The sequence below is a fragment of the Sphingopyxis sp. DBS4 genome (genome assembly GCF_024628865.1).
Classification (GTDB): domain Bacteria; phylum Pseudomonadota; class Alphaproteobacteria; order Sphingomonadales; family Sphingomonadaceae; genus Sphingopyxis.
The window spans coordinates 3,389,053-3,407,180 of sequence record NZ_CP102384.1 but is presented as its reverse complement, the minus strand read 5'-3'; the positions used below and the strand labels follow the sequence as shown (position 1 = coordinate 3,407,180).

15 protein-coding genes and 1 pseudogene are annotated in these 18,128 nt (G+C 68.1%); 6 read left to right on the top strand and 10 right to left on the bottom strand.

Going from position 1 to position 18,128, the window contains the following annotated elements:
* Positions 1–22: 22 nt before the first annotated feature.
* From NP825_RS16370 to NP825_RS16345, 5 genes and pseudogenes are all read right to left on the bottom strand, one after another.
* Positions 23–1,012 carry a FecR domain-containing protein gene (locus NP825_RS16370; protein WP_257545450.1) on the bottom strand — a complete coding sequence of 330 codons (990 nt, stop codon included), beginning with the start codon at positions 1,010–1,012 and terminating at the stop codon, positions 23–25.
* Positions 1,009–1,713 (bottom strand): RNA polymerase sigma factor, encoded by a 705-nt coding sequence (locus NP825_RS16365; RefSeq protein WP_257545448.1) that lies wholly within the window; start codon positions 1,711–1,713, stop codon positions 1,009–1,011. The genes NP825_RS16370 and NP825_RS16365 overlap by 4 nt, the downstream gene beginning before the upstream one ends.
* 157 nt (positions 1,714–1,870) lie before the next feature.
* The gene (locus NP825_RS16360; protein ID WP_257545446.1) at positions 1,871–2,482 is read right to left on the bottom strand and encodes a GntR family transcriptional regulator; all 612 of its coding nucleotides are present in this window, start codon (positions 2,480–2,482) and stop codon (positions 1,871–1,873) included.
* Positions 2,479–3,894, bottom strand: a complete 1,416-nt coding sequence (gene trbF, locus NP825_RS23580; protein ID WP_306997329.1) for a conjugal transfer protein TrbF — start codon at positions 3,892–3,894, stop codon at positions 2,479–2,481. The genes NP825_RS16360 and trbF overlap by 4 nt, the downstream gene beginning before the upstream one ends.
* 4 nt (positions 3,895–3,898) lie before the next feature.
* A pseudogene (locus NP825_RS16345) lies at positions 3,899–4,900 on the bottom strand (type IV secretion system protein); the annotation flags it as partial.
* Here NP825_RS16345 and NP825_RS16340 point away from each other — a divergent pair.
* Together NP825_RS16340 and NP825_RS16335 are read left to right on the top strand one after the other, a co-directional pair.
* The gene (locus NP825_RS16340) at positions 4,863–6,038 is read left to right on the top strand and encodes a TonB-dependent receptor domain-containing protein (RefSeq protein WP_306997327.1); all 1,176 of its coding nucleotides are present in this window, start codon (positions 4,863–4,865) and stop codon (positions 6,036–6,038) included. The pseudogene NP825_RS16345 and the gene NP825_RS16340 overlap by 38 nt on opposite strands.
* Before the next feature lie 23 nt (positions 6,039–6,061).
* The gene (locus tag NP825_RS16335) at positions 6,062–7,240 is read left to right on the top strand and encodes a lipase family protein (RefSeq protein WP_257545444.1); all 1,179 of its coding nucleotides are present in this window, start codon (positions 6,062–6,064) and stop codon (positions 7,238–7,240) included.
* An 83-nt stretch (positions 7,241–7,323) separates the two neighbouring features.
* Here NP825_RS16335 and NP825_RS16330 read toward each other — a convergent pair whose 3' ends face one another.
* Positions 7,324–8,241, bottom strand: a complete 918-nt coding sequence (locus tag NP825_RS16330; protein WP_257545442.1) for a hypothetical protein — start codon at positions 8,239–8,241, stop codon at positions 7,324–7,326.
* Positions 8,242–8,333: 92 nt separating this feature from the next.
* On the bottom strand, positions 8,334–9,608 hold the full coding sequence (locus NP825_RS16325) for a S8 family serine peptidase (RefSeq protein WP_257545440.1): 1,275 nt from the start codon (positions 9,606–9,608) through the stop codon (positions 8,334–8,336).
* Between the two features lie 123 nt (positions 9,609–9,731).
* Here NP825_RS16325 and NP825_RS16320 point away from each other — a divergent pair, with 123 nt between their 5' ends.
* Positions 9,732–10,220 (top strand): RNA polymerase sigma factor, encoded by a 489-nt coding sequence (locus tag NP825_RS16320; RefSeq protein WP_257545438.1) that lies wholly within the window; start codon positions 9,732–9,734, stop codon positions 10,218–10,220.
* On the top strand, positions 10,217–10,912 hold the full coding sequence (locus tag NP825_RS16315) for an anti-sigma factor (RefSeq protein WP_257545436.1): 696 nt from the start codon (positions 10,217–10,219) through the stop codon (positions 10,910–10,912). Before NP825_RS16320 ends, NP825_RS16315 begins: the two co-directional genes overlap by 4 nt.
* A gap of 10 nt (positions 10,913–10,922) precedes the next feature.
* On the opposite strand, the gene NP825_RS16310 is transcribed toward NP825_RS16315, so the two are convergent.
* The 3 genes from NP825_RS16310 to NP825_RS16300 are packed head-to-tail and all read right to left on the bottom strand — an operon-like array spanning position 10,923 to position 14,051.
* A complete protein-coding gene (locus NP825_RS16310; protein WP_257545434.1) occupies positions 10,923–12,116 on the bottom strand; it encodes a cyanate transporter in 1,194 nt (397 codons plus the stop codon).
* Complete coding sequence (locus NP825_RS16305) at positions 12,113–12,580, bottom strand: nucleoside deaminase (protein WP_257545432.1); 468 nt, start codon at positions 12,578–12,580, stop codon at positions 12,113–12,115. The genes NP825_RS16310 and NP825_RS16305 overlap by 4 nt, the downstream gene beginning before the upstream one ends.
* Positions 12,581–12,596: 16 nt before the next feature.
* Positions 12,597–14,051, bottom strand: coding sequence for an amidohydrolase family protein (locus NP825_RS16300; RefSeq protein ID WP_257545429.1), 1,455 nt, complete (start codon positions 14,049–14,051; stop codon positions 12,597–12,599).
* A gap of 106 nt (positions 14,052–14,157) precedes the next feature.
* Between NP825_RS16300 and NP825_RS16295 the strand changes: the two genes are divergently transcribed.
* Together NP825_RS16295 and NP825_RS16290 are read left to right on the top strand one after the other, a co-directional pair.
* Positions 14,158–15,024: a LysR family transcriptional regulator gene (locus NP825_RS16295; protein WP_257545427.1), complete on the top strand. Its 867-nt coding sequence runs from the start codon at positions 14,158–14,160 to the stop codon at positions 15,022–15,024.
* Between the two features lie 721 nt (positions 15,025–15,745).
* Entirely contained in the window at positions 15,746–18,121 is a 2,376-nt protein-coding gene (locus tag NP825_RS16290; RefSeq protein ID WP_257545425.1) for a TonB-dependent siderophore receptor, read from the top strand.
* The last annotated feature ends 7 nt before the right edge of the window (positions 18,122–18,128 follow it).

Here is an 18,128-nt window from a genome sequence, read left to right as displayed (position 1 = left end):
CCTTAGTCTGTCAGTGAAAAAATTAGCGGCGGCGCAAACGGATGGCGTTCGCCGAGCGTTCGACGCTGAGACCGAACAGGCTTGCGATCCGTTCGGCGAAGGCATCGGTCTCGCTGAGACGGAAACGGCCAGAAACCTCAAGTGCTGCGCTTGCCGTATCGTCGATCACGATCGGGATAACGGCATAGCGATTGGCCTCGGCAACCAGTTGGTCGAGCCTGATCGAACGATACTCGGCCCAGCCTTCGGGCCAGCTTGCAGGAATGCCAGACGCGCGGGCAACTTCGAGCTGCAACTTGCCATCACGCCGATAGGTCCGCGTCTTTCCCTGTGACAGCGCCGTCGCCGGACCGACTCGCGCGTCTGTGCGCAGTGCGGCTTCGCCGTGCCGGAGGACTGTGCTGACCGTTCCGGCCTCGTCGAGGCTCAGATCGATCTCGGCATTGTTCGCGATTGTCGTGCCTCGCCCCGCGTCAATACGAAGCGGGATATCCTGTCTGGCGATGGAAAGACGGACCCGGCCCTTGATCAGGCGGACGCTTCGGTCGCCGTCTCCGAACACGACGTCCAGTCGGCTGTCGGTGTCGAGCGTCGCGCTCGAGCCGTCGGCAAGCCGGAACGAGCGGATCTCGCCGCGCTGCGTAATCAGGGGTTCGGCGGCGCGCGCGATCGAGCCGCTGCCCGGCTGGCCGGGAAGGGAGGCCCCTCCAGCCCCGATGGCTACGATCAGGAGTGCGATTGCGGTCGCGGCGGCGCCCCATGGCAGCCAGCCGCGAACCCGGCCCCGCCGCGCTTCGACATGGCTGGTTCCGTGGCGCTGCGATGTTTTGAGAACGGCCAAGGCTGCCATGCGGCGTTCGGCGCGGCGGTAGGCTTCGCCATGATCGGCCGATTCGAGGAGCCACGCTTCAAACTCTCCGCGCAGCGCGCCGGCATCCTCGCCGCGCATTTTGATCAGCCAAGCCTGGGCTACCTCGTCGACGGGGTAGTCGCCGCCGCTTGTCTTGGTCATCGGCCTCCGTCCACCACCTTCGAGATTCGTCCGAGCGCCTTCATCATATGATATTCCACCGTCGCGATGCTGATGCCAAGCAGTTCATGTATCTCGCGATAACTGAGTTCGTCCACCCGGTGCATCAAAAAGACGCGCCGCGTTTTTGGCGGCATGGCGTCAACGGCAGCTTCGTACAGCCGCAGCAAGTCCGCGGCATCGAGGTTCCATTCCTGCGCGGCAGGCGTCGCGCCGTCGCTGTCTTCGCGAAGCGGAAAGAAGGTCGCTCGCGCGGACTTCTGGCGCCGCGCTCGATCGATCAGAAGATTTTGGGCGATACGGCGAAGAAACCCGCCCGGATTGACGAGCTGGTGACGCTGCGCGCTCCCCGCGGCGCGCGCGAAGACTTCCTGCACCAAGTCCGGCGCTTCATCAGATCCCGCTTTGCGGCGCAGGAAATGGAAGAGCGACGTGCGATGCGTCCGATACATCGCGTCCAGATCGTGCCTGGCTTCAGGCTGCTGATCGACGGGCGGCGGACGATCGGCGGGATGCGCATGGCAGGCCGACGACACCGAGAACGGGTGACGCGGCGGGGCACGGTCGCCGCAGGTACAGGAAGACACGACAGAAAATCCCGGAGGCACGAGCGGGACAGCCGGCTTTCGCCAGATGCCCGTCTCCCAGTGCTGTGCCGCCGTTTGGTCGCTCGCGCGAACCATGGACCGGTTGGGCCGCCGGTCCGGTCAGGGACTGGCGCATATGATGCCTGGCGAAATATTCCGCGCAGGAGCTGCCAGCGATGCTCCTGCGCGGTAGAATCATGTCAATTGTGGGCGGCCCTGACAAGCAAAACGTCACTCCCTTTTCGGCCAGCGATCATGGCTGTCGACCTGGATGACCGGCGATCGTTCGGGCGTAGCTGGCCGCTTCATGCGCGCGCCTCTCATGATAGCCGAGCAGGAGGTTGCGAACTTGCGCCTGCGGCTCGGCATCGGCGACAGCGTGGGCGATCGCATCATACTCCGCGTTGACATCGGCGAGGATCGCGGCATCGAAATGACGCGATAGCTGAAGCCGGTCTCCAATCGCCGCAATGCTGGCGACGATCTCGCTGTTCGACGAGCGTTCGGCGATAGCCAGGAACAGGTCAGCGACGCGATCGGGATAGGGCTGGTCAGCGGGGACCGACGCTGCCGACCCCTTTGGTGCCGTTGCGAGCGCCGCGAGCAGCAGGATCAGGTGCAACTCGAGCAGGTCGCGAAACTCCGTCTCGCTTAGCCGATGCACATGAAAGCCCTCGCCCGGCATGAAATCGACCATTCGCTCGCCATTGAGCCGGTAGAGGCTGTCGCGCACCGGGGTCACGCTGACTCCGAGGTCGTCGGCAAGACGGGCGGCCTCGATCCTGGTGCCGGTCGCCCACTCTCCGGTCATCAGTCGACGCTTGATCGCCTCATAGGTCGGCTCGAACACATGCGCGGGGCTCATTGTCCGTTCCTTTCCGCGGCAGCGAATTCGGACATGGCGTCGGCCTGGTCGGGACGGAGCGCGTCGATCGCGCCGATATGCGCCGGCAGTTCGTCTTGCAGCAGGATCGAGGGGCATTGCCCTTCGTAATTGCCGAGATTGGGACGGTGCTGGGCATAGCCGGCGAGGGCGGCAAGTTCGGTCGGGAAGTGCTTGGCGATCTCGGGCGGGTAAGCGAGCCACGGATTTTCATAAGGTTTCAGCCAGCCGAGGCTGTAGCTGACGAGCACACCGCGCCGGACCTCCTTGCTGAGGTTCGAGCCCGCCCCATGCGCGGTCGATCCGAGAAAGCAAATTGCTGAGCCCGGTTTGCATTCCGCGAAGATCGGCTGGCCGAGATCGGTTTTCGCCATCCCCGGCACGCCGTGGCTTTGCGGGAAGATGCGCGTGGCGCCATTCTCTTGTGTGAACGGGGTCAGCGGCCACAGCACATTGACGAGATATTCCTGGGTGCCGTCGGCCCCGCGCCACATATCCTGGTCGCGGTGCGGGAACTGCCGCACCTCGCCAGGATGAATTTCGATCGCCTGCGTCAGGTTGAGCTGGATCCGGTCGCAGCCGGTGCCGAGAATGGTCTCCACCGCAGAAAGGATGAGCGGATTGAGTACCAGTGCCGCCATGTGCTCCGATCGCTTGAGCAGGCCGCCGAAGCGCTTTGTTCGGCGGCCGTAGAAATTGCCCTCGCAAAAAGGCGTCGCGGCAAAGATCGGATCGAGATCCCTCGCGAGGGCATGGACGCGCCCGATCGCCTCGTTGCCGAGGATGCAATAGCCTTTGCGGCGCAGCTCATCGACGAGCAGGGCAGGAAGATCGGCTTCGGTCAGGCTGCCATCCTGATAGCGGCGCTCGGTCCAGGCGATGCGGAAGCTGTCCTTCGAGGCGCGAATGACGCTCGAAACATCCACCGCGACCTGAAACTTGCCGACCTCGGCGAAGGGGTCGTTGGTCCGCGCATAGTCATTGAGCGCCTGCGCGCCGGTGGCGCTCGCGAAATCATAGGCGCTGAGCCAGTCGGCGCGCAGCACGACCGGATCGGCGGGGATCGAGCGAACATGCTCGATGAAGCGGGCGAGGTGGAAAGCGATCTGCGGATCGGTCGGCCGGTAGTCGCCGTCGGCCGGCGCTACGGCGCGCGCGGCGCCGATCTTGTCGACCTCGACGACCCAGGGGGTGATCGTGCCGCGCGACGCTTGCCAGACGAGCCCGCCGGCCAGTCCGCCCGAGATGAGGAGTGAGCCGAAGAAGGCGAGCCGCCAGTTCTTCGCCTGGACGCGCGCCGAGCCGATGCGATCGTCCCAGACCTGCGCGGCGCGCTGATAGGGTGTGACCGGCTCGGGCGCGCGGCCATAATGATTGGAGGGTCTTTTGAACATGGGATCAGTCCTTTTCGCTGATATCGGGCGCCGATCCGCCGCCATGGCTGTCGCCGCCCTTCAGGGTCTGGGCGCCGATGGTCGCGCCCTGCGTCATCGTCTGGCGCCGCCGCATTGCGGCGGCCCAGGCCGGGGGTCCGTCCGCGCCGCGCGCAGGCGCGGCACTGTCGGCGCGCCCATCGCGACCCGCCGCGAAGTTCGACCGGATGCGCTCGGCCATGCTGCGAACCGGACCGGCAGCGCCGCTAGCCGCGGTCCGCGCCACATTGGCGAGCCCCGCTCCAAAAGCCTTCGCCCCGCTCTTCCCGGCCGATCCCGCGGCATAGGCAGCCGAAGCACTGCCTGCTCCGCGCGCCCCAGCCGCCGCCGCTCCGCGAGCAGCCGTTGCGGCCGCTCCCGTTGCGAGCGTGGCCCCCGCCGCCCCGGCAGCGAGCGTCGCGCCGGCCGCGATCGCGGTGCCTGCCGCCGCGCCAGCCCCAAGCTGCGGGCCGCCGGCGACGATGCCATTGGCGATCGAAGGACCGAAGATGCCGAGGCCGAGCAGGGTCAATGCGCCGAGCGCAATCGCCATGACCTGTTCGATGTCGGGCTCCGGCCCAAGCCCCGCCTGCATGAAGCGATCGAACAGGGTCGTGCCGATGCCCGTGATGACCGCGAGCACGAGCACCTTGATGCCCGAGGAGACGATATGCCCCAGCACACGCTCGGCCATGAAGGCGGTGCGGCCAAAGAAGGCAAAGGGCAGCAACACGAAGCCGGCGAGGGTCACCAACTTGAATTCCAATATGGTGACGAAGACCTGCACCGCGAGGATGAAGAAGGCGAGGACGACGATCACCCAGGCGATCAGCAGGATCATGATCTGCACGAAATTGGTGAACAGCCCGACCGGCCCCACAAGGTCGGCGGAGGCATCGAGCAGGGGCTGCGCCGCATCGATCCCGGTCGCGGCAACGACGCCGGGGCGCATGAAGTCGCCGATCGCCATAGCGCCGCCGCTGGCCTTGCCCGTTCCGCGCATGATTGGTCTGTGCGACGACGCCGAGGTCATCGGCTCGGACTTCTATGTCATGGACTATGTGCGCGGGCGGTCCTTCTGGGATCAGCGCGCGATCCGCGCGCCGAACGTCGGCGAGCTTTATACGGCGACCACCGGCCTGTTCCCGACCATCGGTTCGGTCGCCAACGGTGCCGGCGATCCGTGCGACACGCGCAGCGCGTTCCGCAATGGCGCCAATGCGGCGCAGGTGCGGGCGATCTGCGTCGCGCAGGGGATGCCCGACGTGCTCGCCGACTCCTATATCAACAATGTCACGCAGGTGGCGGCCTTCCTGTCGGGCAACGCCAATCTGAAGCCCGAAAAGGCCGACACCTGGACGGTCGGCGCGGTGCTGTCGCCGCGCGCGGCGTCGCCGTGGCTGTCGAACCTGCGCGCGTCGGTCGACTATTATAATATCGCGATCGACGACGCGATCGCGACGATCCCGGTGTCGGTGTCGCTCAACAAATGCTTCAACGCCGACGGCAGCAACCCGAGTTACGACGCGAATAATTTCTTCTGCGCGCTGATCGGCCGCGACGTCAATTCGGGCGGCATCACCAACGCGCTGCAACCCTATCTGAACCTTGGCGGCTACAAGACCGCGGGGGTCGACGTGCAGCTCGACTGGTCGGTGCGCCTCGCTGACGTCGGGCTCGGCGACGGGTCGGGGCGCTTCGGCATTTCGTCGGTGATCAACTATCTCGACAAGTTCGAGATCCAGAACCTCCCCGGTGGGCCGTTCCAGGATTTCGGCCGCACGATCGGATCGGGAACCACGCTGCCGCGCTGGCGCTCGACGACCTCCTTCACCTTCGGCACCGACAGCATGAGCGCGCTGCTGCGCTGGCGGCACATCGGCGCGATGATGGATGCGTCGAAGGTCACGAACGACGCGAGCACGACGCCGGGGGTCAAGGCCTATGACTATTTCGACCTCTCGCTGCGGGTCGACCCGGCCGAGCGCTTCAGCCTGCGCTTCGGGGTGAACAATCTGTTCGACAAGACGCCGCCGGTGGTCAGCGGCGTGCTCGGCCAGACCGACGCGAGTACCTATGACGTGCTCGGCCGCACCTATTATCTCGCCGCTACGGCGCGCTTCTGATGGTCAGGAAAGGGAGAAGATCTATGCCCAAATGGATGCGATCGGCGGCGGTCCTCGCCGCCTTCGGCCTCGCGGCGGGAACCCCGGCGCTGGCGGCGGAGGCGCCCGCCGCGCAGGCGGCGTCCGCTCCCGTGGCGGGAACGCTGATCGAAAGCGCGCCGCTCGCGCCCGAGGTCGGCCTCGACGGCGCGGCGCAGGCTTTTGCCATCCGGTACGGCTCGACCGACGGCGTCACCGGCAGCGGCGCGGTGCCGGTGACCGGCGCGCTGTTCATCCCCAAGGGCACGCCGCCCGCGGGGGGCTGGCCGCTGATCGCCTGGGCGCACGGCACCGTCGGCATCGGCGACGATTGCGCGCCGTCGCGCAACCCGCGCTCGGCGCGCGACCGCACTTACCTCGATCATTGGCTGGGTGAGGGCTATGCCGTCGTCGCGACCGATTATCAGGGGCTGGGCGGGCCCGGACCGCACGCCTATCTCAACACCCGCGTCGAGGCTTATTCGGTGCTCGATTCGGTACGCGCGGTGCTTGGCGGCGATTTCGGCCTCGCGAACAAGGTGCTGCTCGTCGGCCAGTCGCAGGGCGCCGGCGCGGCCTTCGCCACCGCGGGCTATGCGGCGGACTATGCGCCCGACGTCAATTTGCGCGGGACGATCGCCACCGGCCTGCCCAACCTTGCCGTGGCGGGGGAAACGAGCCGCAGCGACGGCGACAAGCCCGACCGGCTGATCGCCTATCTGCTCTACATCGCTTCGGCGGCGCAGCAGATCGACCCCAAATATGATCCCGCCGCCGTGATCACCGAGCGCGCGATGCCGCTCTACCGGCAAGCAGCCGACACCTGTGTCGTCGATATGTTCAATGCGGTGGTCGAGGCTGGACTGACCCGCGCCAACAGCTTCAGGACCGACTTCTGGCATCATTATGCGCCGATGCTGACCTATGCCGACTATCCGACGCTGCATATCGCCACGCCGGTGTTCATCGGCACCGGCGCCGAGGATGTCGACACGCCCGCGGCGATGCAGAAAACGGTCGTCGATGGCGCCTGCGCCGCGGGTTCGACAATCGAATGGCACGTCTATCCGGGGCTCGACCATTCGGGGACGGTGAACCGCTCCTTCACCGATTCGCGCCTGTTCGCGCAGCAGGTGATGGCGGGCAAACCCGTCGCCGGAACCTGTTCCGCCAAGGCGAGCTGAAAAAACCGCGCGGCAATCCGGAGCGGGCATAAGCCCCTCCGGATTGCTTGGCGTCGCTCGCGACGACGGGCGCGGCCTGTCAATCAGCGGTTGCGGTTATCGTTACGCTCTTCGCGACCGCCCTGCCGGGGAGCGGATTGGGCGGCGGGCTGGCCCGCGGCCTGGTCCTGCTGCTGGGCGGTGTCCTTGAGCTGGCCCTTGGTCATGCCGGTGACGAGCACGTCGCCCGACCCCGCGAAGCTGGCGGCGGGAAGCGTCGCGGTGCGGTTGCCGACCTCGACCGTGACCGCCTCGACGACGCCGCGCCCGGTCTGGCGCAGTTCCTGCACATAGCCGATCACCTTGCCGCGCGCATCGGTCACCGCCATGCCGGGCTCGACCGCGAACATGCCGCTGCTGCTGGCCGCGCCGCTACCCGCGGCGGCGAGCTGACCCAGCGCGCCCTGGAAGCTGCCCGCGGCCGAACCGGCGGCGCTGGTGCTGCCTGAGACGTTCGACAGCGTGCCGCCCGCCCGGTCGCGGACAGTCCCGACCGCACCGCGGGTCGTGCCGGTGACGGTCGATGTAGTGCTCTGCGCCGCGCCCTGAAGCGTGCCGGTGGTCTGGCCGACGAAGTCGGTGCCGACCGCCTGCGCGTCGAGGCTGCCGCTTCCCGAGGCGCCGCCCGAACCATTGGCGTTTCCGCCTATGGCATGGCCGAGCAGATCGCTATTGCCGTTCGCCGATCCCTTGCCGTTCGCATCGGCGCTGCCCTTGCCATGCACGCGGCCCGAGCGGCGATCGACATTCGCTTCGCCGCGGCCCGAACCGGTGAGGTCGCCGGCGCTGCCGATCGTGCCGCCGATCGGGCCGGTCGGGTTGCCGAGCGTCCCGCCCAGCGTGCCGCCGAGGCCGCCGGTGAGGCCGCCGCCGCCGCCGAGCAATTGCGCCGCGGCCGGCGCCGAGAAGGCCATGGCCGACGCGGCGAGCGCGAGGGCCGGAATGAAAATGCGATAGGTCATTGTCCTGCTCCTGAATCTGCGGCCCGGAGGGGTGGGCCTGTGGAGAGAACGATGCCGGGGTCGATTTTCTTCCGAATAATTTCGGCAGCGGGTCAGCGGCCGCCGCAGGTGCCGCAGACCAGGCCGTGGCCGTAGATTTTGTCGCGGCCCCTTTTGCCGAGATCGCGCGCCTCCATCACGAGGGCGGCGACCGCCGGACCGATGGCATCGATCGACGGCGCGGGATAGCGGAGCGCGAGTCGGCCCGCGACGAGCGGCGCCGCGAAGGAGGTGCCGCGCAGCCGATCGGTGCTCTGCGCGCCGGTCGCCGCCAGCACGGCGTCGCCGGGCGCCGCGAAATCGACGTGCAGCGCGCGGCCTGCTTCGGGAAGCGCGCGGTCTTTCGCATCGACCCCCGTCACCGCGAAGACGCCGGGATAGGAGGCCGGATAGGCGGGCGGCGCGGCGGGCCCGTCGTTGCCGACCGCCGCGACGATCAGCATCCCGCGCTGCCGCGCGCGCGTCACTGCCGCCGACAGCAGCTTGTTGTCGGGGCCGACAAGGCTGATCGTCGTCACCGCGACGCCGCGCTCCGCCAGCCAGCCCAGCGCGCGGGCGATCGCGCTCGCATTGCCGCCCGCGGGGTCGGTGCCATAGACATCGGCCGCGAGCAGCCGCCGGCCGGGCGCGGCCCCCTGCACCGACCCGGTGCCGATGAGCAGCGAGGCGACCGCGGTCCCGTGGCGGTTTGCCGACGGTGCACCCTTCGCAAAGCCGCGCTGTTCGACGCGTCCCGCGATCGATGGATGCGCGGCGACGCCGCCGTCGATCAGGCCGAGCGGCACTGGACGTGCACCCGCGCCCGTCGCCGCCGCGAGCGCAGCGTGCGGCAACGCGCCGCCCGGCCCGCTGGCGAAATAGAGATTGTCGACATCGATCTCGGCCGCGGGGAGCAGCTTTGCCAATTGCTTGCGCGCGCGCGCGAGGCTGCGCCCCTCCGGCACGCGAAAGCGCGCGATGTCGAGGTCGAGCCCCGCGATATGGTCGCGGTCGAGCAGGGCAAAGCCTTGTTGGCCCGCGCGTGCGATCATTGCCGCGTCGATCCCGCTCGCGACGAGGACGCCGCGCACCGCGGGCTCGCCACGGTCGTCGAGTTCGATACTCTCGCGATGGCTGCGCAGCAGCGTGGTGATCCGGTCGAGTCGAAGCCCGGTCAGCCTGTCGGGCGCCGAAAGCAAAGGCTCGGCGTTCAGTTCGGGCAAGGACGGCAGCGTGCGCGCCGGGTCGGGAATCTGGACCTGCGGCAAGGCAAGCTGCGCGTCCGCGCGTGGCCCGATCGCGGCGATCAGCAGGCAAAGCATCATCGGCAGGACGGCCCGGAGTTTCATTTCACCTCTCGCAAAAATCGTCCCCGGACGGAATGGGGGGCGCTTTCCCGGAAAAATTTAGCATGTCGCGGAAGAAACGATAGAAGGCCGTCGTTTCTTCCTCGGACAATCGAAAAGGCGATCATGCGCTTTGAAGAGGAACTGGTCGAGCTGCTGCCCCGTCTGCGCCGTTTCGCGCGCGGACTGGCGCAGAGCGCCAGCGACGCCGACGACCTGTGCCAGGCGGCGATCGAGCGCGCGCTGAAATCGCGCGAACAGTGGCAAGACGGAACGAGACTGGACAGCTGGATGTACCGCATCACCCGCAATCTCTGGATCGACGAGCGCCGCGCGGCGAGCCGGCGCGGCGTTCATAGTCCCATCGACGAGGCCGCGACGCAGGTCGCGGGCGACGGCGCCGCCGAGGTCGAAGCCGGCGCACTGCGCGGCGATGTCGGCGGCGCGATGGCGCAGCTTCCCGACGAACAGCGTGAGGTGGTGATGCTCGTCCTCGTCGAAGGCTATGCCTATCGCGAGGCGGCTGAGATATTGGAGGTGCCGATCGGCACCGTCACCTCGCGCCTCGCGCGCGGCCGCGAGACGTTGATGCATTTGCTGGGAGAGGCGGCATGAGCTTCGATTCCGCCACCGTTGCCGCCTTCGTCGACGGCGAACTCGACGACCTGACGGCACGCCGGATCGCGCGCGAGGCCGAGAGCGATCCCGCGCTGGCGGCCGAGATCGAACGCCACCGCGCGCTGAAGGCCCGGTTGACGGCGCATTTCGGGCCGATTGCCGAAGAGGCGGTGCCCGAGCGGCTCCGCGCGCTGCTGGTGGACGCCAGGGTCGACACCAGCTTCGCCGATCGCCGCGAAGCGAAGCGCGCGCGCTTCGCGCCGGTCCATTGGGGGGCGATCGCGGCGTCGCTGGTGCTGGGGCTGACGATCGGCCTGAAGCCTTGGCTGCCCGCGTCCGATGTGACCAGCGCGAACGGCACGCTGGTCGCCGCGGGACCGCTGGCGCGGGCGCTCGACACGCAACTCGCCTCGAACCAGCCCGCCGATGCCGCCGTGCGGATCGGCCTGAGTTTCCGGGACAAGCAGGGCCGCACCTGCCGCAGTTTCGAGGGGGCCGTGCTTTCGGGCATCGGATGCCGCGAGGACGGGCGCTGGACGCTCGAACGCGCGCTGCGCGGGGAAGGCAGGCGAGACTATCGTCAGGCCTCCTCGGGCGCGCTGGCGGCCGATGTGGCGGCGATGCTGGCGGGCGATCCCTTCGATGCCGCCGCCGAACGCGCCGCGCGCGACCGCGGCTGGTCCGATTGAGCATCGCCCTCTAGAGGGTCGCCGGTCGCGGTCTTGGGGCGGCCGCCATGGCGCGCGCATAGCCGCCGGGCGCGAGCCGCGCGATCAGCACGGCGACAACCGCTATGCAGCCGAGATGGAGCAGCCAGCCGGCGACGAAACCGCCGGTGCGGTCGTGCAGTGCGGCGACGATCCATGGCGGCAGCGCCGCGAGCAGGAAGCCGCCCCCCTGCATCAGCGCCGACAGCGCACCGGCGTCGGCCGCGTCCGCCAGATGATCGAGCGCGACGATCATCATCAGCGCGAAGCACCCGCCGAGCCCGGCGCCGAGCAGGATCGCGATGACGAGCGGCGCGGCCTGTGGCGCGAAGGCGAGCCCGGCAAAGCCGGCGGCCTGCATTGCGAGCGTTAGCGCCAGCCAGCCGCGCCGGTCGGTCCGTCCGCGCGCCGCGATCGGCAGCAGCAGCGCCGCCGCCGCCTGCGCGATCGCCAGCACCGCGAGCAGGGTGCCGCTGGCGGCGACGCCGCGCCCCTGATCCTGATAATAGGGGGCGAGCCAAGCGACCGACGAGGCATAACCGCCGTTGACCAGCCCGAAGCAGGCCATCAGCAGCCAGGTGCGCGGGCGGCGAAGCAGCACGCCCATGCTTCCGTGCCCCGTCCGCGCCACCTCGTCGCGCGGCAGACGCGTCGCCAGCGCGAGCGCCGCTACCGCCGGTGCGGCGAACAGGGCAAGGCCGGCGCGCCAGCTTCCGGTCGCCTCCGCGAGAAGCGGGGCGGCCTGCGCGCCGAGCGCGCCGCCTCCCATCAGCATCGCCGAATAGAGCCCCATGACGATCGCCACGCGCTGCGGAAAATCGCGCTTGATGACGCCGGGCAGCACCGCCTGAACGACCGCCACGCCGAGCCCGCAGAGGAGCGCGGTGCCGAGCAGCAGCGCGCCGCTCGCGGCGAACAGGCGGAGGAAGGAGCCGAGCGCGAGCAGCGCCAGCGCCAGCACGACCAGCCGTCGCGGCGCGATCCTGCGCTGGAGCAGCGGTCCGGCGAAGGCACCGATCCCCATCAGCAGCATCGGCAGCAGGGTCAGCAGCGCCATATCCTGCAACCCCAGTCCGGTCGCCGCGCCGATTGCCCCCGTAAGCGGCCCGATCCCGGTCAGGAAGGGTCGGAGGTTGAGGCCGATCAGCGCGATTGCCGCGAGCGGGAGCAGGCGGGCGGATTTCATCCCGCCTTCGCCTGCTGGTTTCGCGCCCAGTTGGCGTAAAGGGCGGGTTCGCCCTGCGGGACGTGGCGGATCGTCATCGTCTGTTCGGCGAAGGGCTTGGCGAGGTCCGCATAAATTGTGGCGGTCGACAGGCCATAGGGTGCGCCGTCCTCGTTCGAATAGGCATAGGTGACCGCGCCGATGCCCGACAAGCGCATCGCCGCCAGGCACATCGGGCAGGGATGCCCGCTCGCGAAGACCGCGCAGCCGCGAAGGTCGGGCGAGCCGATCGCGCGGCTCGCGGCGCGGAGCGCGCCGAGTTCGGCGTGCGCGGTCGGGTCGCCGGTCGCGAGAATCTCGTTGACCCCGGTCGCGATCACCGCGCCGTCCCTGACCACCACGGCGCCGAAGGGGCGGCCGCCATCGTCGGCATTGGCGCGCGCGAGAGCAATCGCTTCGGCGAGGAAGTGTCCGGTATCGTCCATCATCGGGCCTTTCTGCCTATTTTGCCGCCGCGGCGTTCCACGCGGCGACCTTGGCGCGCGTGTCGGCGAGCATCTTGTCGAGCGCCGCGCGGTCATAGGCGGCGCCGCGCAGCACCACGGCGCGGATCGCGCGCGTCGCGGCGATGTCCTGAAGCGGGTCGCGGTCGAGCAGCACGAGGTCGGCGGCCTTGCCCGCCTCGACCGCGCCATAATGGTCGAGCTTGCCGAACCAGGCGGGACCGGCGCGCGTCGCGGAGGCCAGCGCCTGCGCGGGCGTCAGCCCCTTGTCGACGAAGATGCCGAGCTCCTGATGCAGCGCGATGCCGGGATAGTTGAACGAATTGAGGAAGCCCGCGTCGGTCCCCGCCATGATCGTCACGCCCGCCTTTTGCAGCATCGGCAGCACCGATGCCTCATGCTCATATTCGGCGTGGCGCGCGGCGATTCCGGCAGCGTCGGCCTTGGCGGCGCGATCGATGCGCCACTGATAGGTCGCGCGCAGGCCGGGGCCGATCAGGCCGAGATAATCGTCGTTTTTGTGATCGTCCCGGTCGAGATAGGCGATGACGCGGCTGCCGTTCAGCGTCGGGGTGACGAACACGCCCTTCGCGGCGAGCTTGCGATAGGCGGCCATCGCGGTTTCGGGGTCGAAGCCCGCGTCGATGCGGCGATAGGCCTCGGCGCGGTCGATGCGCCCGGCGGCGAAATCGGCGGCGATCGCCGCTTCGTCCTTCACCCCGGCCTTATAGGCATAGCCGATATGCTCGATCGAGCTGATCCCGGCATCGACTGCCTGATCGACGGTGAGCGCGAGCGGGATATGACCCGAGACGCGCAGCCCCGCCGCGCGCACCTTGCGGATCGCGTAGAGGAAGAGGTCGGGCTTCATCGTGCTGTCGGTGATCTTGACGAAATCGACGCCTAGCCCGGTCAGCTTGGTGACCGCCGCATCGACATCGGCCTCCGACCCGGTTTCGATCGTGCCCTTCCAGATCGGCTTGATGCCTTCGATCTTGGGGCCCGAGCTCAGCAGGGTCGGGCCGAACAGCTTGCCGCTCGCAATCTCGCCGCGCCATGCCAGCACGTCGTCCGGCAGGTCGCCCGAGGCGTCGCGCACCGTCGTGATGCCGTGCGCGACATAGAGCGGTAGTAGCGCCTTATTCTCCTCGACCAGCGCCGGGCCGCCGCCGAAATGGACGTGCATGTCCCAGAGCCCGGGGATCAGGAAACGCCGGCTGCCGTCGATGGTGCGTCCGGCGGACCATGCCTTTGCAACGTCCGCGTCGCCGCCGACCGCGACGATCACGTCGCCTTTGGTCGCGACCGCCTGGTCGGCGATCAGCCGCGCGCCGGCGACGTCGACGATCGTTGCGTGGCGGATCAGCAGGTCGGCCTGCTCCTTCGCGGCGGCGGCGGTTGACAGGGGCAGCAGGGCGAGCCCCGCGAGAAGGACGGATACCAGCTTCTTCATGGCGTCGGATTCCCGGTTGTTGAATGATCCTTCGCAGATAGGCCTTTGGCGCATCATTCTCCAATGAGATGTTTAAATGCCTATCATTCATCTTTAAGATGATGCCATGTTCGATCCGCGCCTCCTCCGCGCCTTCGTCGCGATCGCCGACACCGGCAGCTTCACGCAGGCGGCCGAGCGGCTCCACAGCACCCAGTCGACGATCAGCCAGCAGCTTGCGCGGCTCGAGCAGGCAGTCGGGCAGGTACTGATCGATCGCGCGGCGCGGCCGGTTCGCGTCACCGCGCCGGGCGAACGGTTGCTCGGTTATGCGCGCCGCATCCTGGCGCTGCAGCAGGAGGCGGAGACGCTGCTCGCCGATCGCGCCGGCACCGCGGCGATCCGCATCGGCGTTCCCGAGGATATCGTCACCCTGCCGATGAGCGAGATTTTCGCGCGCTTCGCCGAACGGCATCGCGAAGTGCGCCTCGACGTCACCACCGGGCTCAGCCGCGATCTCGACCGCCGTTTTCGCGCGGGCGAGTTCGACATCGTCGTCGTCAAGGAAGCCGCCGCGAGCCCCGACCATCGCGCGACCTTTCCCGAGGCGATGGCCTGGTTCGAGAGCGCGGAGCGCGCGCGGCCGTGGACCGATCCCGTCCCGCTCGTGACCTTTCCGCCGGGTGGCCTCTATCGCGAGGCGATGTTCGAGCGCGTCGACCGCGCCCGCCGCCATTGGTATGTCGCCTTCACTGCGACCAGCCTCGCCAGCGTCCGCACCGCGGTCGCGGCCGGGCTCGGCCTGTCGCTTCTCCCCCGCGCCGCGGCCGAAGGGTGCGGGATACGGCCCTATGCCGGGTTCGGCGAGGCGGCGGCGATGGCGGTCTCGGTCTATTCGTGGGAGGATGCGGGCGAGATCGGCCTGCTGCTCGGCCATATCAAGGCGGTGTTGCAGGGCCGCTACGAGGCGTATCGCGCGCCCTTCGGGATATGAGCGAGCGGATCGCGGGAGGCACGATTCAAGCCGAAACGCACCGCCCGAAAGAATTTCTTCGCTTGACGATTCCTAAATCAATCATTTAAGTTGAATTTGTCGCTCGAAGCTGGTCGGGACGGGCGACGGGCTCTCCCGCCTTCTCTCCTCGACCCGCGGCTTTTGACCGGGAAGCAGCTTGCTCCGCGTTACCAACGGCTAAAGCGCGTAATGCTCGGGCGACGGCGCCAGGCATTGCGTTCCCCCAGCAGGGGTATTGCGATGCGCATGTGTAGCAGCAGGTCTTGAACCGATGCCGATCGGGTCCGGCGCTTTTCGCCGGCCCGTCCTTCTTTGCGTCGTGCCCCGCCCTGGCGGGAGCGCGGCTTTGGTCCGGCGCCGCCAGGCAAATGCGCGCGCCGGCGACAGGTGAATCCATGCCTTTACTGACTCCATCCGATCTGTCGGATCTCGCTCGCTATCCCGCGTCCCTGCGCAGCGCCGCCCGCGCGCTGTGGGGAGGCGGGCTGGCGACCGCGCGTAGCGGCCTGGCGCCGCGCCCGCCCGAAAACTCGCGACTTTATCGAAAATGAAAGAATTTTTTCCGTTTCAATAAGAAATCTTCTTCGCACAGGGCGGCTTTGCTCTGTTACAGGTGAAACGAAACGCTTTGCCGCGTGCATCCCAGGCGACCGGGCAGGCCGCCGGGTTGATTATAATAGCAAGACCAGGAGGACTGATCATGATCCCTTTCCGCACCATGGCGACCAGCGCCATCGCTCTCGCGGCCATCGCCGCCTTTCCGGCGCAGGCGCAGGATGCGCCCGATGCCGCGGATAGCGCCGGCAACGGCGACGAGATCATCGTCACCGGCACGCGCGCGGCCGGGCGGTCGCGCCTCGACTCGCCGGCGCCGGTCGACGTGCTGAACGGCGAGACGCTGCGCCGTCAGGGATCGACCGAAGTCGGGCAGGCGCTGGCGACCGTCGCGCCGTCGATCGACTTCAAGCGCTCCTCGGCGGTCGACGGCACCGACGCGATCCGCCCCGCGACGCTGCGCGGGCTGTCGCCCGACCAGACGCTGGTGCTGATCAACGGCACCCGCGCCCACACCTCGGCCCTGCTCAACGTCAACGGCAGCGTCGGGCGCGGCTCTGCGGCGGTCGACCTCAACACCATCCCCACCGTGGCGCTCGACCGCATCGAGGTGCTGCGCGACGGCGCTTCGGCACAATATGGGTCGGATGCGATCGCGGGCGTCATCAACCTGCGCCTGCGCGAAGCGCGCGAGGGCGGCGGTGTGTCGGCGACCTATGGCATCTATGCCACCGACATCGACACCGCGCGCGGCAGCCGCAGCGTGACTGGCGAGCCCGTCCTGACCGTATCGGGCTGGCAGGGCATCGGCTTCGGTAACGACGGCTATCTCACCATTTCGGGCGAATATGTCGACCGCAAGCCGACGAGCCGCGGCGATTTCGACCCGCGCGTGACGCCGAACCGCGTGACCAGCCGCTTCGGCGATCCCGAAGTCGAGCAGGCGACGGTCTTCGCCAACGCCGGGGTCAACGTCACCGAGGCTCTGCAACTCTATGGCTGGGTCGGCTATCAGGATCGCGACAGCAAGAGCGCGGCCTTTCCGCGTCTCGCCACCACGGCCGCGGCGAACGGCGTCGGCGGCATCTGGCCCGACGGTTTCCTGCCGCTGATCAACACCAAGTCGCGCAACCTGACGAGCGCGGTGGGCCTGCGTGGCGACGTCGGCGAATGGAATGTCGACCTCAACCTCAGCTACGGCCGCAACCGCATCGCTTTCCGCACGCTCAATTCGGCGAACTACAGCCTCGGCGCCGCCTCGCCGACCGAATTCTATGACGGCGCGGTGACCTATGACCAGTGGATCGGCGGCCTCGACGTGTCGCGCAAGTTCGACATCTTCCACTCGCTGAACCTCGCCTTCGGTGCCGAGTGGCGGCGCGAGGGCTACAAGATCGCGGCGGGTGAGCTCAATTCCTATACCGGCAGCGGAGCGCAGGGCTTTCCGGGCTTTGCGCCGATCAACGCGGTCGATGCGCACCGCCGCAACATCAGCGGCTACATCGACATCGAGGCGGAGCTGACGTCGCGCTTCCTCGTCGCGGTCGCGGGCCGGGTCGAGGATTATTCGGACTTCGGCTCGACCGCCAACGGCAAGGTGTCGGCGCGCTTCGACGCGACCGACTGGTTCGCGTTGCGCGGCACCGCCTCGACCGGCTTCCGCGCGCCGTCGCTGCAGCAGCAATATTATACTTCGATCACCTCGGTGGTGGTCGACGGCGACGTGCTGCTGACCGGTCATTATCCGCCGACGAACATCGTCGCCGAAAAGCTGGGCGGCCTGCCGCTCGAGCCCGAGAAGTCGACCAACTTCTCGCTCGGCGGGGTGATCCACAGCGGTCCGTTCAGTTTGACCGTCGACGCCTATCAGATCAAGATCCGCAACCAGATCGCGCTGTCGGAGAATATCCAGGCGGCGTTCAGCCAGCAGGTCGCGGACATCCTCGATCCGCTCGGCGTTCAGGCGGCGCGCTTCTTCATCAATGGGGTGCGTTCGAAGACGAAGGGCATCGACGTCGTCGCCAATTACAAGGCGCGGAGCGAGAATCTCGGCACGTTCGACTTCACGCTGGCGGCGAACTTCAACGACGTCGATGTGACGCGGGTGCCGACTTCGACCTCGACGCTCGATCCGGCGCCGCCGCTGCTCGGCCGCAATCGCATCTTCACGCTGGAGGAAGGGACGCCGCGCACGAAGATCACCGGGGCGATCGATTGGTCGGGCGACCTGCTCGGCGCGACGCTGCGCACGACCTATTATGGTCAGGTCAACCAGCCCGGTACGGCAGCCGACGGGTCGGCGGATATCTTGACCGGCAAGCATGTGATCACCGACCTCGAGTTGCGCTATCAGCCCGTCAAGGGCGCGCAGGTCGCAATCGGCGCGAACAATCTGTTCGACGTCTATCCCGACGCGACGCCCGCCGCGCTCAACTCGACCGGGGTCGTCGGTTTCCCCTATTATTCGCCGTTCGGCTTCAACGGCCGCTATCTCTACGCGCGGGTCGGCCTGACCTGGTAAGCGCGGC

Bases quoted from the DNA above. Each gene is read 5' to 3' on its own strand.
- NP825_RS16295 (WP_257545427.1), top strand. From the start codon at position 14,158: ATGTTCGATCCGCGCCTCCTCCGCGCCTTCGTCGCGATCGCCGACACC.
- NP825_RS16365 (WP_257545448.1), bottom strand. From the start codon at position 1,713: ATGGTTCGCGCGAGCGACCAAACGGCGGCACAGCACTGGGAGACGGGC.
- trbF (WP_306997329.1), bottom strand. From the start codon at position 3,894: ATGTTCAAAAGACCCTCCAATCATTATGGCCGCGCGCCCGAGCCGGTC.
- NP825_RS16320 (WP_257545438.1), top strand. From the start codon at position 9,732: ATGCGCTTTGAAGAGGAACTGGTCGAGCTGCTGCCCCGTCTGCGCCGT.
- NP825_RS16310 (WP_257545434.1), bottom strand. From the start codon at position 12,116: ATGAAATCCGCCCGCCTGCTCCCGCTCGCGGCAATCGCGCTGATCGGC.
- NP825_RS16330 (WP_257545442.1), bottom strand. From the start codon at position 8,241: ATGACCTATCGCATTTTCATTCCGGCCCTCGCGCTCGCCGCGTCGGCC.
- NP825_RS16300 (WP_257545429.1), bottom strand. From the start codon at position 14,051: ATGAAGAAGCTGGTATCCGTCCTTCTCGCGGGGCTCGCCCTGCTGCCC.
- NP825_RS16340 (WP_306997327.1), top strand. From the start codon at position 4,863: ATGAAGTCGCCGATCGCCATAGCGCCGCCGCTGGCCTTGCCCGTTCCG.
- NP825_RS16315 (WP_257545436.1), top strand. From the start codon at position 10,217: ATGAGCTTCGATTCCGCCACCGTTGCCGCCTTCGTCGACGGCGAACTC.
- NP825_RS16325 (WP_257545440.1), bottom strand. From the start codon at position 9,608: ATGAAACTCCGGGCCGTCCTGCCGATGATGCTTTGCCTGCTGATCGCC.
- NP825_RS16360 (WP_257545446.1), bottom strand. From the start codon at position 2,482: ATGAGCCCCGCGCATGTGTTCGAGCCGACCTATGAGGCGATCAAGCGT.
- NP825_RS16335 (WP_257545444.1), top strand. From the start codon at position 6,062: ATGCCCAAATGGATGCGATCGGCGGCGGTCCTCGCCGCCTTCGGCCTC.
- NP825_RS16290 (WP_257545425.1), top strand. From the start codon at position 15,746: ATGATCCCTTTCCGCACCATGGCGACCAGCGCCATCGCTCTCGCGGCC.
- NP825_RS16305 (WP_257545432.1), bottom strand. From the start codon at position 12,580: ATGGACGATACCGGACACTTCCTCGCCGAAGCGATTGCTCTCGCGCGC.
- NP825_RS16370 (WP_257545450.1), bottom strand. From the start codon at position 1,012: ATGACCAAGACAAGCGGCGGCGACTACCCCGTCGACGAGGTAGCCCAG.